This is a genomic window from Priestia sp. BR_2 (assembly GCF_041954005.1).
Classification (GTDB): Bacteria; Bacillota; Bacilli; order Paenibacillales; family Paenibacillaceae; genus Paenibacillus_AQ; species Paenibacillus_AQ lautus_A.
In genome coordinates, this window is sequence record NZ_JAVFHM010000294.1 from 331,190 (window position 1) to 346,225 (window position 15,036).

16 protein-coding genes and 1 riboswitch are annotated in these 15,036 nt (G+C 54.3%); of the genes, 14 read left to right on the plus strand and 2 right to left on the minus strand.

Translation table 11 applies throughout. From position 1 onward, the window contains the following. Positions 1 to 31: 31 nt before the first annotated feature. From RB298_RS25310 to RB298_RS25355, 10 genes are all read left to right on the plus strand, one after another. Complete coding sequence (locus tag RB298_RS25310) at positions 32 to 766, plus strand: adenosylcobinamide amidohydrolase (RefSeq protein ID WP_192570723.1); 735 nt, start codon at positions 32 to 34, stop codon at positions 764 to 766. Next, the gene (cbiB, locus tag RB298_RS25315) at positions 763 to 1,740 is read left to right on the plus strand and encodes an adenosylcobinamide-phosphate synthase CbiB (protein ID WP_486049101.1); all 978 of its coding nucleotides are present in this window, start codon (positions 763 to 765) and stop codon (positions 1,738 to 1,740) included. Before RB298_RS25310 ends, cbiB begins: the two co-directional genes overlap by 4 nt. Further along, on the plus strand, positions 1,731 to 2,465 hold the full coding sequence (locus RB298_RS25320) for a histidine phosphatase family protein (RefSeq protein ID WP_486049102.1): 735 nt from the start codon (positions 1,731 to 1,733) through the stop codon (positions 2,463 to 2,465). The genes cbiB and RB298_RS25320 overlap by 10 nt, the downstream gene beginning before the upstream one ends. Positions 2,466 to 2,617: 152 nt before the next feature. Further along, a riboswitch (cobalamin riboswitch) is annotated at positions 2,618 to 2,819 on the plus strand. 256 nt (positions 2,820 to 3,075) lie between these two features. Next, complete coding sequence (locus tag RB298_RS25325) at positions 3,076 to 4,080, plus strand: ABC transporter substrate-binding protein (protein WP_486049104.1); 1,005 nt, start codon at positions 3,076 to 3,078, stop codon at positions 4,078 to 4,080. Beyond that, positions 4,077 to 5,123 carry a FecCD family ABC transporter permease gene (locus RB298_RS25330; RefSeq protein WP_096776458.1) on the plus strand — a complete coding sequence of 349 codons (1,047 nt, stop codon included), beginning with the start codon at positions 4,077 to 4,079 and terminating at the stop codon, positions 5,121 to 5,123. Before RB298_RS25325 ends, RB298_RS25330 begins: the two co-directional genes overlap by 4 nt. Beyond that, a complete protein-coding gene (locus RB298_RS25335; RefSeq protein WP_096776457.1) occupies positions 5,120 to 5,905 on the plus strand; it encodes an ABC transporter ATP-binding protein in 786 nt (261 codons plus the stop codon). The genes RB298_RS25330 and RB298_RS25335 overlap by 4 nt, the downstream gene beginning before the upstream one ends. A 65-nt stretch (positions 5,906 to 5,970) precedes the next feature. Beyond that, complete coding sequence (gene cobT / locus RB298_RS25340; RefSeq protein ID WP_096776456.1) at positions 5,971 to 7,041, plus strand: nicotinate-nucleotide--dimethylbenzimidazole phosphoribosyltransferase; 1,071 nt, start codon at positions 5,971 to 5,973, stop codon at positions 7,039 to 7,041. Further along, a complete protein-coding gene (gene cobU, locus RB298_RS25345) occupies positions 7,038 to 7,616 on the plus strand; it encodes a bifunctional adenosylcobinamide kinase/adenosylcobinamide-phosphate guanylyltransferase (protein ID WP_096776455.1) in 579 nt (192 codons plus the stop codon). The genes cobT and cobU overlap by 4 nt, the downstream gene beginning before the upstream one ends. Continuing rightward, positions 7,613 to 8,434, plus strand: a complete 822-nt coding sequence (gene cobS, locus RB298_RS25350; protein ID WP_486049107.1) for an adenosylcobinamide-GDP ribazoletransferase — start codon at positions 7,613 to 7,615, stop codon at positions 8,432 to 8,434. Before cobU ends, cobS begins: the two co-directional genes overlap by 4 nt. A 212-nt stretch (positions 8,435 to 8,646) precedes the next feature. Next, positions 8,647 to 10,041, plus strand: a complete 1,395-nt coding sequence (locus RB298_RS25355; protein WP_096776453.1) for an L-cystine transporter — start codon at positions 8,647 to 8,649, stop codon at positions 10,039 to 10,041. A gap of 132 nt (positions 10,042 to 10,173) precedes the next feature. On the opposite strand, the gene RB298_RS25360 is transcribed toward RB298_RS25355, so the two are convergent. After that, positions 10,174 to 11,262 (minus strand): M24 family metallopeptidase, encoded by a 1,089-nt coding sequence (locus RB298_RS25360; RefSeq protein WP_096776452.1) that lies wholly within the window; start codon positions 11,260 to 11,262, stop codon positions 10,174 to 10,176. A 184-nt stretch (positions 11,263 to 11,446) separates the two neighbouring features. On the opposite strand from RB298_RS25360, the gene RB298_RS25365 reads away from it, so the two are divergent. Both RB298_RS25365 and RB298_RS25370 read left to right on the plus strand, forming a co-directional pair. After that, a complete protein-coding gene (locus RB298_RS25365) occupies positions 11,447 to 11,947 on the plus strand; it encodes a GNAT family N-acetyltransferase (RefSeq protein WP_009589361.1) in 501 nt (166 codons plus the stop codon). Between the two features lie 150 nt (positions 11,948 to 12,097). Then, on the plus strand, positions 12,098 to 12,574 hold the full coding sequence (locus RB298_RS25370; protein WP_486049110.1) for a GNAT family N-acetyltransferase: 477 nt from the start codon (positions 12,098 to 12,100) through the stop codon (positions 12,572 to 12,574). 60 nt (positions 12,575 to 12,634) lie between these two features. On the opposite strand, the gene RB298_RS25375 is transcribed toward RB298_RS25370, so the two are convergent. After that, entirely contained in the window at positions 12,635 to 12,979 is a 345-nt protein-coding gene (locus RB298_RS25375; protein WP_096776450.1) for a hypothetical protein, read from the minus strand. 186 nt (positions 12,980 to 13,165) lie between these two features. Between RB298_RS25375 and RB298_RS25380 the strand changes: the two genes are divergently transcribed. Beyond that, positions 13,166 to 14,323: a response regulator gene (locus RB298_RS25380; protein ID WP_036662794.1), complete on the plus strand. Its 1,158-nt coding sequence runs from the start codon at positions 13,166 to 13,168 to the stop codon at positions 14,321 to 14,323. Positions 14,324 to 14,497: 174 nt separating this feature from the next. After that, complete coding sequence (locus RB298_RS25385) at positions 14,498 to 14,989, plus strand: hypothetical protein (protein ID WP_015737173.1); 492 nt, start codon at positions 14,498 to 14,500, stop codon at positions 14,987 to 14,989. The last annotated feature ends 47 nt before the right edge of the window (positions 14,990 to 15,036 follow it).

Genomic DNA, 15,036 nt, shown 5'->3' on the forward strand with positions numbered 1-15,036 from the left:
AGATATTTAAGGAGCAGGGAGAGAAAAAGACATGGCAGTACCTTTTCTGAAAGGCAGCAATCGTCCATATAACTCGGATGCATGGCCAGGAGCCATCGTGTCCTTGGATTCGGAGCAGCAGCATCCGCATATTCGGATCTCGCTTCCGAGTCCGGCTGCGTCCATAAGCAGCGCCATATACGGCGGCGGTTTTCTGCACTTGGACCATATCGTGAACCGTTATGTCGACAAGCATTACGATTGCAGCGATCCGATAAACGATATGGTTAGCTTTATGGCTGGGCACGGCTATCCGGCCGATTCCACGGCAGGATTGATGACGGCGGTAAAACTGAAATATGCCTCCATTCGGGAGGCTCGGGGCGAGCAAGCTTCCGTTCTATGCTGTACTACCGCGGGCGTGGGCAATGCAGCCCGCGCCGGGTCGAGCCGTACGACCTTCGCGGCTTACCAGCCTGGCACGATTAATGTCGTGCTGGTGGTGGACGGAAGGCTGACGCCGGCTTGCATGGTGAACGCCATGCTGACGGCAGCCGAAGCGAAAGCCGCGGCGCTGCATGACCTGGGGGTGAAGGATCATGAAACCGGGGCCGCCGCCACGGGGACGACGACGGATGCGATGGTCCTTGCGGTCAGCGGCAATACAGCCTTTGGCGTGAACCATCATTATGCCGGAACCGCGACCGATCTGGGCGGCATGATCGGACGTCTTGTCTACGACAGCGTCACGGAGAGCATCGCCGCCGAAAGAGAAGATCGGATATGACCGCCGTATGGGTCATATGGGCGGCGGTGGCGCTGGACCTGCTGATCGGAGATCCGAGATGGCTGCCGCATCCCGTCATCGGCATGGGGAAGGCGATCCGCCGGGTCGAAGGATGGATTCGCCAGCGGACGACTTCCGCTCAGGGACTGAAGCGGGCGGGGATATTGCTGCCGGTGATCGTGGTCGGCGGCTCCTTCGTGCTGGCATGGCTGCTGCTGGAGCTGTGCCAAGCGATTCATCCTTGGCTTGCCTGGGGTGCGGAGATCGTTCTCATTGCGACTACGATTGCGATCAAGGGGCTGCGCGAGGCAGGATTGGAGGTCTACGGCCATCTTCGTTCCGGGAATATCGCCGAGGCCAGGCAAGCGCTCAGCATGGTGGTCGGGAGGGACACCGCTCATCTGGATGAGCCGGAAATTGTGCGGGGGACGGTGGAGACGGTTGCGGAAAATATCGTGGACGCGGTCATCGCTCCGCTGTTTTTTGCCCTGATCGGAGGGGCGCCGCTTGCGTTGGCCTACCGCGCCGTGAATACGCTGGATTCCATGGTCGGTTATAAAAACGAGAAGTACCTGCATTTAGGCTGGGCCTCCGCCCGGCTCGACGATCTCGCCAATTGGATACCGGCACGCCTGACCGCCGGGCTGTTGACCATCGCGGCGGCGATGTTCTCGCTGCAGTGGAAACAAGCGATCAAGATGGTTAAACGAGATGCGCGTAAGCATCCCAGTCCGAACAGCGGCTTCCCGGAATCGGCCGTTGCCGGTGCCCTGGGGATTCGCCTGGGAGGCGAAAATTCGTACCAAGGCGTGATCTCGTTCCGGGCTTACATGGGGGACCCCGACCGACCGCTCGAAGCGGAGGATATCCGGGTGACAAACCGTCTGCTTGTGGGCGTATCGGTTTTGTTTACGATGCTGGGTACCGCGGTGCTCGGACTTGCTGCCGCGGCAGGAGGAAGCCTATGGATATGAGGATCAGCCTGCATCTGGTGCGTCACGGCCGCACGTTGTGGAACGAGGAGCGCCGTTATCTCGGCCATGAGGATCAGGGAATTCTGGCTGAGGGAAAGGAACAGCTCCTCCCGCTGCGGGAGGAACTTCGCTGCAGGCATTTTGTCCGGATCTATTGCAGCGATCTCCTCCGCTGCCGGCAGACGCTCAATGTGATCTTATCGGATTCAAAAAGGGGTGCTGTTCCTGATGATGGCATATTGGGCCAGTTTATGACGGGCGTACGATATGACCCACGGCTGCGCGAACTGGATTTCGGGGATTGGGAAGGAAAGACCTACGAGGATTTGAAGACGGATTCCCTCTACCGGCGCTGGATCGATAACCCTGCGGAAGTTACGCCGCCCAGCGGGGAGAGCTGGGAAGCTTTCGGTTCCCGCGTCCAGGCCTTTTTGTCGGGATTGCATTTGGATGTGAAGGAATTATTGCATATGGAGGAAGCTCCGGATCCCCTTTCGCAGGCAGAGGCAGAGGCAGAGGCCAGGCGTGGTGATGATGGCCGAGGAACGCTCGCTGAAGGAGTTGACGTGCTTGTGGTCACCCACGGCGGCGTTATTCGGGAGATGGCAGCGGCTACCGTGCCGGATACGGAATTCTGGGCGACGTCGGTTATGCCGGGCGAGGTTCTCAAGCTGCAGCTGACATGGGACGGAGCGAGCTGGCGGGGCGTACGGTTAAGCGAATAAAACGAAAACGTATGATTTCGGTCGGAATAGGCGATAACGGGCTAAATCGGTGTCATGACGCAATCGAAACGCCCGAAACTTTCAGTTGTAAGGGGATGGTTTATCGCCTATAATCTTGTGCAGAGAAACCATGCTTGGCCTATCATCCATAAATTCATATGATTTGCGAGGGTCCCGGACAGAGGGCGTTATTGTTTTCTGCCGGGTTAATAGGGAAGCCGGTGCAAGTCCGGCACGGTCCCGCCACTGTGAAGCAGGGACTTTTCCATATGCCACTGAGCCTTAGCGCTTGGGAAGGCGGAGAAGTCGTTACAACCTGCAAGTCAGGAGACCTGCCCTCAGCGAATGAAAGACGGTCCTTCGAGGAGAGGATTACGTTTACCGGACGCATGGAGCCATGCGGACGGAAGTTTAAGGCGCCATCGTTGAACGGTTATCCCGGCGTCCTTATGATACAAACGTAATCCCTGAGTCCTTGTCATCGAGGAATCGGGGATTTTTGCTTCTTAGGGTATGAAGATTGAACGTTTCTTACCAGTTAAGGATCGGTCGAAGGAATTTAGACACGCCTGCGCCAGGTTCTCAATTATGTTTAGGGGGATTCCAAGAGATGAAAGCATTAAACAAAACATGGTCCGTACTTCTGGTAGCCATACTGATGGCCCTGGCCTTGATCGGCTGCGGCGGCGAAGAAGCCGCGCCGAAGGATGCGACGCCGCCGGCACAGCAGCAAGAGCAGAATAACGAAGCGCCGGCGGATTCGGCGGAAGAGCTTAAGACCACGTATCCGCTGACCGTCAAGGATTCAACGGGCGTTGAAATGACGTTTGAGAAAGCGCCGACCAAGATTGCGTCCCTGACTCCGTCCGAGACGGAAAAACTGTTTGCATTGGGACTGGATGAGGAGATCGTTGGCGTATCCGATAACGACGATTACCCCGAAGCGGCCAAATCCAAGCCTAAAATGGGCGGGTTCCAGGTGAATGAAGAGGCGATCATCGCAGCCGACGCCGATGTGGTATTCGCGGCTTCGATGAATGCCCAGAATGCCGAGAAATTGCGCGAGCTTGGCGTTACGCTGTTCGTCAACGATCCGAAAACCATCGATGCGGTGATGGAGAACATCGAGCTGATCGGTCAAATTACGGACCGTCAAGCCGAGGCGAAAGCGGTCGTCGATCAGATGAAGCAGGAATTGGCTGCCGTTACGGAAGCCGTGAAATCCGTGAAGGATGAAGACAAGAAGAAAGTGTACGTGGAGTTCTCTCCGGGATGGACCGTCGGCAAAGGCGAGTTCATGGATGAGATCATTACCGCAGCTGGCGGCGTCAATGCAGCCGGCGATGCGGAAGGCTGGTTCGAAATCAGCGAGGAGAACATCATCGCCGCGAACCCGGACGTTATTCTGTACACGGACGATGTGGTGGACGAAGCCACCAAGAAAACATTGGATCAGCTGATCAAGGAGCGCGGCGGCTGGGATCAGATCGAAGCCATCAAGAACGATCAGGTCATTTCCGTGGATGCCAATCTGCTCAGCCGTCCGGGCCCGCGCGTGACGCAAGGACTGATGGAAGTGGCGAAGGCCGTTTATCCGGAATTGATGAATCCATGAGTAAAAAACTTGCAGGATTCGGTGCGGCCGGCCTGATCCTTTTACTGCTGACCTTGGTTGTCAGTCTCGGAATCGGCTCCGTTCACCTGCCTGTGAGAGAGATTGGAGCGATGCTGCTGCACCGGCTGCCGGGAATCGGCGATTCCATCGTTCCAGGCTGGGAAGCTTCCTCCGAGCAAATCCTGATGAAGGTGAGATTGCCGCGGATCCTGCTCGGGATGCTTGTTGGAGCCTCCCTGGCGGTGGCCGGGGCCGCCTTTCAAGGCGTGCTTCGCAATCCGCTGGCGGATCCGTTTACGCTCGGTGTGTCCTCGGGTGCTGCGCTTGGCGCGGCATCCCTGATTTTTTTCGGAATGGAATATTCCTTTGCCGGAGGTTATACACTGCCGGTTGTAGCGTTTCTGACCGGAGCAGGCACCCTATGGGCCGTTTTGCTGCTGGCAAGGGATCAAGGAAAACTGCCGATCCATGGGCTCATCCTGTCCGGGGTGGTGATGCAGTCGTTTCTGGGCGCCGTCGTTTCGTTTCTGACGGTGATGTCCAAAGATACGGTGAACCAAATCCTGTACTGGACGATGGGAAGCCTGAGCATGCGCGGATGGTCGTATACGGCCATCCTTTTCCCGTATTTTGCTGCGGGTTTCGTATATCTATGGAGCAGGTCGCGGGCGCTTAACATTTTGTCGCTCGGGGAACGGCAGGCCGCTCATATGGGATTGAATGTCGATCGTCTGAAGACCAGCGTACTGATCGTCGCTACCCTGCTTGCCGCGGCAGCCGTATCGGTTTCCGGCGTGATCGGGTTCGTCGGGCTTGTAGTACCGCATATGATTCGGCTGATCACCGGCTCCGATTACCGCGTGATTGTTCCCCTGTCGGCGCTGGGCGGCGCGATTTTCATGGTTTGGTGCGATACGGCAGCACGCTCCGTCTTGGCGCCGACGGAAATCCCGCTCGGGGTGGTCACGGCATTCATAGGCGCTCCGTTCTTTGCTTATCTGCTGTACCGGAACAAAAAACGGCGCAGGGAGGGGTTATCATGATTACGGCCCAAGGGCTTGGCAAAGCCTATGGCAAGGCGTCGATTCTATCCGGGGTGGACCTTCACATTGCCGAAGGGGAATGGTGGGGGATCATCGGACCGAACGGCAGCGGCAAGTCCACCCTCATGCAGCTGTTATCCGGCGTGGAGAGTCCTACGGAAGGAAGCGTGACGCTTCTGGGCAAGGAGCTTGGACGCTATAACCGGAAGGCACTGGCCCGAATCGTGGCGGTGCTGCAGCAGGAGGGACTCGACCCTACCGATTTTACCGTCCGGGACGTGCTGGAGATGGGGCGATTCCCGTTCTTGAACTGGCTTGGCCGTGAGGATAAGGATGCGGCCCCGCTTATCGAGGCCGTTATTCGAAAGCTGGATCTGAACGGCCTGGAGGAGCGCCGGCTTACCGAGTTAAGCGGAGGACAGCGCCAGCGTGTCGCTTTGGGCAAGGTGATGGTCCAGGAGCCTTCGCTGCTGATGCTGGACGAACCGACGACCTATCTGGATATCCGCTATCAGCTTCAGTTCATGGATATGGTGGCGGAGTGGCGGAACTCGTCCGGCATAACGGTGATCAGCGTACTGCATGACCTCAATCTGGCGGCTCAATTCTGCGATAAACTGCTGGTTCTGGATCAGGGACGGATCGCAGGGGCGGGCAAGCCGGAGGACGTGCTGACGGCAGCTTATATCCGACGGATTTTCCGGGTGGAGCCCTCCATCGTGACCCATCCCGAGAATGGGGCTCCGCAGGTGCTGTTAACGGCGAACAGCACCTGGTCCTAAAGCGGTGTTGCCGCAGGTTCAGCCGCGTTGTAAGATTTAGGAGCAAGAGGAAGGAGGCCGTTTCATTGACGGATACACTCACAAGTCGTTTGAAGGGAATTACCGCTAACATTAAACCGCTGGATGCCGAAGCGCAGGCGGAAACCGCCGCCTATTTGGATACGTTGACGAAACCTCCGGGCAGTTTGGGCAAGCTGGAGTCGCTGGCGATCCAATTAGCGGGAATCACGGGGAAAATGAAGCCCTCGTTTACCAAAACATCCGTGGTTGTCATGGCTGGCGATCATGGGGTGTGTGATGAAGGAATCAGCGCATTTCCGGCCGAGGTGACGCCCCAAATGGTGATGAACTTCCTGAATGGAGGGGCGGCCGTTAACGTGCTGGCCCGTCAAGCGGGGGCAGACGTTCATTGCGTGGATATCGGCGTAGCGACCGAGCTGACCCATGAGAGGCTCCTGTCCCGGAACATTGGCAGAGGAACCGCCAATATGGCCAAAGGACCCGCAATGACAAGGGAAGAAGCGCTGCAATCCGTAGTGACCGGAGCTGAGGTGGCGGCAGAGCTGGTTAAACAAGGCACGCAGATGTTCGTAACCGGAGAGATGGGCATCGGGAACACGACGCCAAGCGCGGCTATTTTCTCGGTTCTGTCCGGCAAGCAGCCATCCGAGGTTGTGGGACGAGGAACCGGCGTGACGGATGAACGGCTGAACCATAAGATTCGGGTTGTGGAACGGGCGATACAAGTCAATGCGCCTCATGCCGCCGACCCGCTCGACGTGCTGGCCAAAGTCGGGGGCTTCGAAATCGGCGGATTGGCCGGATTGATTCTGGGGGCGGCTGCTCATGGATGTCCTGTCATCATTGACGGATTCATATCCAGTGCCGCGGCGTTGGTTGCCAAATCGATCTGCCCGGATGCCCTTCCTTATATGATTGCTTCCCATGTTTCGCATGAACAGGCGCATGTTCTTCTGCTGAAAGAGCTGGGACTCCAGCCGATGCTTCAAATGGACATGCGTCTTGGCGAGGGGACGGGCGGTGTGCTGTGCCTTCATCTGGTCGAGGCGGCGTGCAGGATCGTGAACGAGATGGCGACGTTTGAGAGCGCCGGCATCAGCGGAGGAGCCGTATGAGTCATCGTGGAAGCGTGTTGGTTACGGGCGGAGCGAGGAGCGGGAAGAGCTCGTTCGCGGAGAAGCTGTGCATGAAGCGCGCCGATTCCGGTACCTATATAGCGACTGCGCAAGCCTATGACGATGAGATGCGGGAACGGATCCGTATTCATCAAGACCGCAGGCAGGATACAGCCTATGGTTGGCAGACGGTGGAGGAGCCTGTCGCTCTGCCCGAATTGCTGGAAACGCTCGGCCAGTCTGCCTCGGACGCCCCTGCGGTGGTAGTGGATTGCCTGACGCTGTGGCTTACGAACGTGCTGCTGCAGGCCGAACCTGAAGGCACGACCGTCATGGAAGAGCGGCTGGGGCTTCAAATCGGCAGGCTGGCAAGAGCGGTTCAGGTATACCCGGGCATGGTTATATTGGTAACAAACGAAGTGGGTTCAGGGATTGTACCCGAATATCCGCTGGGCCGGATTTATCGCGACTGGGCAGGGATCATGAATCAACGACTGGCCCAGGTCTGTGACGAGGTATTTCTGGTGACCGCGGGAATTCCAATGGAAATCAAGAGCAGGGAGTATCGGATATGAGCAAGATGATCGAAGCGGCTGAGGCCGCTTTTCAATTTTTATCGAGGCTTCCCGTGCGGAGGGAAATTCCCTTTACACCCGAAGTTCAACAGCGGAGCGTCGTTTTTTATCCTTTCGTAGGGGCAGTCATAGGTGCTATCGTTGCCGTATTGGGACTGGGCTTAAGCTTTGTGCTGCCTTCCTTTCCTGCTGCCGTCATCCTGCTGGCTGCATGGGTAGCGTTAACCGGAGGGCTTCATCTCGATGGCTGGATGGACAGCGCGGATGCGCTGCTGAGCCATCGGTCGCGCGAACGAATGCTTGAAATTATGAAGGATAGCCGGGTAGGCGCGATGGGGGTCATGGCCTGCATGCTGCTGCTCCTTCTGAAAGCTTCCTTAATCATGTCCGTTTGGGATTTGTCTGAGGGGGTATGGAAGCAAGAAGCGTGGCTGCTGGTGCTCGCTCCGGTCTGGAGCCGCTGGTTTATGGTCCACGCCATGTATCGATGGCCGATGGCACGGGGAAGCGAGGGGCTGGCAGCTTTGTTTCACGGACTGTCCGTTAGAAGGAGGTCGCTGGCAGGCATAGTCGCGATCCTGTTAACGCTGGTCGTCATAGGCCTTCTCTGGTGCACGACAAGCACACTGGATCTTGCTTCGATCGGAATCGGAGGGATCCTCGTCATCCCGTTGGCAGCCTGGGCCGTTGGAAGTTTGACGGCCGAACGGATGAGCCGAAGACTCGGGGGATTGACGGGAGATACCTATGGGGCGTTGAATGAATGGATTGAAACGATTGTGTTAATTTTGGTAGTTCTCCTTTTGAAGTTTACATGATATGATAGTAGAGCAATGCAGTGGTATTCCGATCAACATAGTCGACATAATTCACGTCAACAGAAAAATAACGTTTTTGACAGGAATTTTCTCAAACGGGTAATGATATGTTTAGAGTGGGCTATGAAATGGATATGAATACATACTAGCGCACTTATGACATGAGGATGACGCAGTATATCCTTATTTATAGAATGGGAGGAATCATTAGGATGGAAACGCTTTGGGTTATCATCAATGTCCTTGTTCTGATTCTGCTGGTCGGTATTTTGTACTGGATGCAGAGAAAGCATTACTCGTTTACCAAACGCGTGTTTGCCGGACTTGGACTGGGTGTGTTGTTCGGAGTGGCACTGCAGCTCATCTACACTTCGACCTCCGATGTGGTGGTGAAATCCACCGATTGGTTTAATCTGGTTGGCTACGGTTATGTCAGACTGCTGCAGATGATGGTCATTCCGCTGATCATGGTGTCGATCATATCGGCCATCATGAAGCTGAAGGGCGGAAAAAACCTGGGCAAAATGAGCGGAATGATCATTACGGTGCTGCTTCTGACGACGGCGGTAGCCGCAGCTGTCGGAATTACGACCGCGCTGGCTTTCGATTTGTCCGCCGTCAATATTCAGGGCGGCGCTGCCGAGGAGCAGCAGGGCGCGCTGCTGCAAGAACGGCTCGGGGATGTCGAGGGCCGTACGCTGCCGCAGCAGATTCTGGATTTCATTCCGAGCAATCCGTTTGCCGACATGACGGGAGCACGAAGAACTTCGACGATTGCGGTCGTCATATTCTCGGCATTCATCGGGATCGCCGTTCTCGGGTTGGACCGTAAAAACAAGGAGCAGGCGGAGACCTTCCGCAACATGATCTCCGCCGTATACGGCGTGGTCATGCGTATCGTGACGCTGGTGCTTCGTCTGACGCCTTACGGGATTCTGGCGCTGATGGCCAAAACGATCGCCACGACCGATCTTGCGGTGATCATGAATCTGATCGATTTCGTTCTGGCTTCATACGTGGCCTTGATCGCCATGTTCATTATCCATCTGGTGCTGCTGGCGATATTCGGGTTCAATCCGTTCAAGTACGTCAAGAAGGTATTCCCGACGCTGACCTTTGCCTTTACGTCGCGTTCCAGCGCGGCTACGATCCCGCTTAACGTGCAGACCCAGAACAAAAAGCTGGGCGTCTCGGAAGGCATCGCGAACCTTTCGGCATCGTTTGGCGCCACGATCGGGCAGAACGGCTGCGCGGGCATTTATCCTGCCATGCTGGCCGTCATGATTGCCCCGACGGCCGGCGTGGATCCGACGTCGTGGTCGTTCATCCTGACCTTGATCGTGGTCGTTATGATCAGTTCCTTCGGCGTGGCGGGTGTCGGAGGCGGAGCTACCTTCGCATCGCTCATCGTTCTCTCCACGATGAACCTGCCGGTTGCCTTGGCAGGCCTGTTGATTTCCGTCGAGCCGCTGATCGATATGGGACGGACGGCACTGAACGTGAATGACTCCATGACGGCCGGCGTGATTACCGGGAAAGTCATGAATGAAGTGGATAAAGACGTGTATAACGACGACAACATTGAACTGGATATGGTTCAGGCATAATGAACGCATCCAGGGGAGCCATCTTGCAGGGAGTGTTTCTGCCTTCAAGGTTGGCTCTTCTGCGTGAATAGAGAAAGCCCGAATACCGTAAGTGAAACGGTGATTCGGGCTTTTTTTCATGCTGAACATGATTTATCCGATGACGGTCAGTTCTTTCGGGAAGGAGGTCAGCACCTCGACGCCATCGCCGGTCACGATGACATCGTCCTCGATTCGAACGCCGCCGACGCCTTGCAGGTAAATGCCGGGCTCGATGGTGAAGACCGCCCCAGGCTGCAATATGTCCTGATTCAACCCGTGAACGGACGGATATTCGTGGACATCCATGCCAAGCCCGTGACCCAGGCGATGTACGAAGGCATGGCCGTAACCTGCGCCGTCAATCACATTGCGTGCCGCTTGGTCGATCGAGCCATAGGTCACGCCGGGTTTGACGGCCTGAATCCCGGCCAGATTCGCAGCAAGAACCGTCTCATAGATGTTAACGGCTTCCGGCTTCAGATCGCCTACCGCAAAGGTACGGGTAATATCCGACGCATAACCGCCGGCGTATACTCCCAAATCGAACATGAGCAGATCCCCTGCTTCGATTCGGCGCGCACCCGGAACGCCATGAGGCAGGGCGGTGTTGGGGCCGGATAATACCATCGTGGCGAAGGAGGGCGCGTCCGCGCCAAGCTTTTTCATCAAGTATTCCAGTTCCGCGACAAGCTCCAGCTCGCTGACGCCGATTTTTACCCGGGCCAGGCCTTGCGTCAGAACTTCTTCGACCAGCCTCACCGCATTCTTGATGATCTTCACTTCCTCGGCAGACTTTCGAATCCGAAGATCCCGCAGCGCAAGGCCGACATCTTCGATGCGGTCCGCGTTCACATGCTGCCGCAGCTGTTCATAGCGGGAGACGGTCAGCTGATCCTTCTCCAGCGCCAGCGTTCCGGCGGTGCCTTGAATCTGTTCCTTAAGCAAAAGGTAAGGGTTATCGGTATCCTGATGCGTGACAATGTTCTTCACGGTTGAAGCGGCCTCGGCCGCATTCGCGTCCAATGCCGGCACGATCAGCACCGGATCATTGGCGGAGGAGAGGAGCAGGCCGAGAAAGCGCTCATGGGGATCGCTCGCAAAGCCGGTCAAATAATAAACATGCTTGGGGTCTGTCACCAGGACATGATCCCAGCCCTGATCCTTCATGGATAACAGCAAACTTTGCAGTCGTTCGTTCATCCTGTTCATTCCTTTCTTTACTCAAAACGTTCATCATGCCGTTAATGTAAGGGTATCGCGTTCCATCGCGTAAGTAAAGTTTTCCACGTGAATGAATCGCGGCTTGAGAAAATAGAAGCGTTTTTCCGTTACCTCTTGTACAATAGAACTCGTAATAAAGACATCTATTCGGAGGTAGAACATCGTGACGCATCCATACCGTATCGATTATGCCGTCAAAGAGGATTTGCCGGCCATTGTGGACATTTACAATTCAACGATTTCAAGCAGAAAAGTAACGGCCGATCTGGAGCCGGTCACGGTGGAGAGCCGCATACGCTGGTTTGAAGAGCATAGCAACGATTTTCGCCCTCTTTGGGTCATGCGATCTGATGACGGGCTGGTTGCGTGGATGAGCTTTCAATCCTTCTATGGCCGTCCCGCCTATAACGGGACAGCTGAAATCAGTATCTACGTTAACGAGAAATATCGCGGCGTTGGTGCCGGCAGCCTATTGATCCAGAAGGCCATCGAGGAGTGCCCGCGTCTTCGCGTCAGCAATCTCGTCGGATTCGTATTCGGTCATAATGAACCAAGCCTCAAGCTGTTGAAGAAGTTCGGCTTCGACCAGTGGGGGCTTCTCCCAGCGGTTGCGGAGCTTGACGGAGTCAAGCGGGATCTGGTTATTGTAGGACGTGCGATCTAAGTACCGATACGCAAAGAATAAATTTTAGGTCCATAAGAGAAGTCATCGCAGCGAGAAGATGAAGATACGTGCAAACCCTTCATGGTATTCTGCATTCCAAACCTTAACCATTATCCAGTACACTTGGGGAAAACAAGGGACGAAAAGGGTGTGGAGGATGTGAAGGCAGAGATTCGCATATATCAAGCAGAGCTGAAGGATCTGGACAAAGCGGCCGCGCTGTTGAATCAGTATCGGCAATTTTATGAGTGGGAAGATGATCTGGACGGGGCCCGGGAATATATCAGGGAAAGGCTGACCCATGGCGATTCCGTCATATATTTAGCGGACTGCACCCGCTGTGAATCCCTGGCCACGCCAGGCTTTCTACAATTATATCCATCCTTCTCGTCGCTATCCATGTCCAGGTTGTGGATTCTGAATGATCTGTACGTGGATTCCGAATATCGCGGGCTTGGCATTGGAAGGGAGCTGCTTCATCAAGCCCGTGCGCACGCCGTTCAGACCAAGGCCAAAGGCTTGACCCTCTCGACGCAGCTTCACAACACGGCCGCTCAACGCCTGTACGAATCCGCAGGATATAAGCGGGACGAAGAATTTGTGCATTACCATTTGGGTTTATCCTGACGTAGAGGGCATCCATAACAAACAAAGACGATACCCCTAAGGAGTTATCGTCTTTGTTCTTTATTGATAAATCGAGCGTATTTTTCGAAAAACCTCAACCCGGGCAATTTTCAGCTCCCACATTTGGTCCAGCAGCTTCCGCTGTATATCTTTATCGTCTGTTGCTTTCAATTCATGATACAGGGCAGACATCCGTTCATTGATTTGATCCACGCATTGCCACAGCTCCTGTTCCGTGCATGCCTCCGACTTCGCTTGTTCCTCGCCCAGCGATTCCTGCATGTGGTGAAGCGTACGAATGATGTCTGCTTGCCACTTCCGATCTTCCAAGCGAATCGCCAAATTGAGAAGATCCAGATAATCATCAAGGGACAGAGATGTCGGTTCTTTATCGCCATGTTCCATGTTGAATGCCCCCTTAGCAAACGTATAAACCTGTTTATACCAAGTATTATACTTGGAATTATGAGTTTTTCAAGTGAAAAAATAAGAGAATATTGTCATAAACATGCTTTCGATTGTTGCAACCGTGCGCAGGAATCAATATAGTTTACATAGGACCGTATTTTTCCAATCCAAGGAGTTATATGAATGAAGGTAATTCTCGTAGATGACGAACCGTTGGCCTTGAAGTATTTAGAACGTCAGCTGTTAAAACTGGATACCATGCCTATAGATGTAATCGGTACGTATACGAATCCTTTTGAGGGGCGAAAGGAAATTCTTGCAAGGGACGTGGATATCGTGTTTTTGGATATCAGCTTGCCGGAATTGAACGGGATCGAGCTGGCGGAGCAGCTGCTGGAGCAGAAGCCCCATCTCTGCATTGTATTTGTGACGGGATATCACGAATATGCAGTTACCGCATTTGAATTGAATGCCGTCGATTATATCGTCAAACCGGTCCAGATCGATCGAGTAGCCAAAACGATGGAGCGGTTGCGAAGTCGCATTGCGTCCAGACCGGAAGAGGTCCTGAACCCCAATCGTAAAATTCGGATGACGATGTTCCGCCAGGTTATGATCGAACAGCCGAACGAGCAGGGGCAATTCGCCATGCTTCATTGGCGGACAACCCGGGCCCAGGAAATATTCATTTACTTGCTGCAGCATCGGGGGCAGCTGGTGCGCAAGTCGGCACTGATCGATATGCTATGGCCGGAGTTCGACATGGATAAGGCCTATCCCCAGCTGTATACCGCCATTTATCATATCCGAAAAACATTGGAGCCTTATGATACCCGATTTCAAATCACCAACACGACGGAAGGCTATGTGCTGAATGTGGAAGACGTCCAGCTGGACATCGAGGAGTGGGAGAACTGGTTCATGGCGAACCCCTCGGTGTCGGCCGATTCGATAGACGGCCATCTTGAAATGATGAAGCTGTATACGGGGGATTATCTGCAGGAATATGATTATTGGTGGGCGGAAGGCGAGCGTCAAAGACTGAAGGAGCTGTGGCTCAGCGTATCGTTATCCATGGCGGAATGGTATGTGGATCAGGAACGCTTCGAAGAGGCCGTACTGTGCTTCGCCTCGATCCAGAGGCTGCATCCCTTGGAAGAGAAGGCCTATTTTTCATTGATGAAAATATACGGCTTGCAGGGGAACCCGGCCCAGGTACACCGTCAATTCAGCCTGCTGCGTCAAGTGCTGGAGGATGAGATGGGTGAGGAGCCAAGCCCTTACATCAAGAAATGGTATGACGAGTGGAGCGATGGAATCCAAATCACCCATATACAATAAATGACCTAGTCAAGCAATCATAAGATAGGAATCACCGGCCGCTATGACCGGTGATTTTTTTGTATGCGTCAACCGAAGGTCTGTTCTTGTTGGTTCCTGTTCAGAAATTGTAGAGGACCGCCTCTTATACTGTAGAGTGTGAACCATAAGAATCGGGAGGTACAATATTCGGTTATGAAATTCATTCGGAAATTTAAGGAATCTTCGCTGCATAAAGCCATGGGGCTGGAGCTTGGTACGTTTCGGGAGATCGAGCTGGATGCAACTAAGGATGTCCAGCATTGCCGAGGCTTCTATGTTTACTTCAACGGCAAGCGGATTGGCATCGTTGCTACGGACGAGGGACCGGTATTTCTGTGTGATCAGGAGAAGTTTTTGCTGGATGAGCGTACCGTTCATTTTTTGCTGCAAAAAAATGCCGAGTTTAATACGTTTATCTTCATGTGGAATGGAGGCGTGAAGCTTCAGATTCCATATTTGCGGTCGTTAATCGAATATAACGGAAGATGGGTGGATGATTCGATATTCGACTTTTTTTCGTGGATTTATGAAGCTTCCGGGAGAAAAAGATTCTACTCCTACTATACGGTGAAGCATGTATCCGCTGACGAATTATGCCCGCATCAGCCTCTTCAGCGTTCGGGCAAAACGCTTTCGATTGTTTAGGCGGCCGGACGAACCCGTGGTTTCATGTGAACTTTAGGGAATGGGAC

Coding starts and splice junctions, on each gene's coding strand:
- RB298_RS25310 (WP_192570723.1), top strand. CDS start 32: ATGGCAGTACCTTTTCTGAAAGGCAGCAATCGTCCATATAACTCGGAT.
- cbiB (WP_486049101.1), top strand. CDS start 763: ATGACCGCCGTATGGGTCATATGGGCGGCGGTGGCGCTGGACCTGCTG.
- RB298_RS25320 (WP_486049102.1), top strand. CDS start 1,731: ATGGATATGAGGATCAGCCTGCATCTGGTGCGTCACGGCCGCACGTTG.
- RB298_RS25325 (WP_486049104.1), top strand. CDS start 3,076: ATGAAAGCATTAAACAAAACATGGTCCGTACTTCTGGTAGCCATACTG.
- RB298_RS25330 (WP_096776458.1), top strand. CDS start 4,077: ATGAGTAAAAAACTTGCAGGATTCGGTGCGGCCGGCCTGATCCTTTTA.
- RB298_RS25335 (WP_096776457.1), top strand. CDS start 5,120: ATGATTACGGCCCAAGGGCTTGGCAAAGCCTATGGCAAGGCGTCGATT.
- cobU (WP_096776455.1), top strand. CDS start 7,038: ATGAGTCATCGTGGAAGCGTGTTGGTTACGGGCGGAGCGAGGAGCGGG.
- cobS (WP_486049107.1), top strand. CDS start 7,613: ATGAGCAAGATGATCGAAGCGGCTGAGGCCGCTTTTCAATTTTTATCG.
- RB298_RS25355 (WP_096776453.1), top strand. CDS start 8,647: ATGGAAACGCTTTGGGTTATCATCAATGTCCTTGTTCTGATTCTGCTG.
- RB298_RS25360 (WP_096776452.1), bottom strand. CDS start 11,262: ATGAACGAACGACTGCAAAGTTTGCTGTTATCCATGAAGGATCAGGGC.
- RB298_RS25375 (WP_096776450.1), bottom strand. CDS start 12,979: ATGGAACATGGCGATAAAGAACCGACATCTCTGTCCCTTGATGATTAT.
- RB298_RS25380 (WP_036662794.1), top strand. CDS start 13,166: ATGAAGGTAATTCTCGTAGATGACGAACCGTTGGCCTTGAAGTATTTA.
- RB298_RS25385 (WP_015737173.1), top strand. CDS start 14,498: ATGAAATTCATTCGGAAATTTAAGGAATCTTCGCTGCATAAAGCCATG.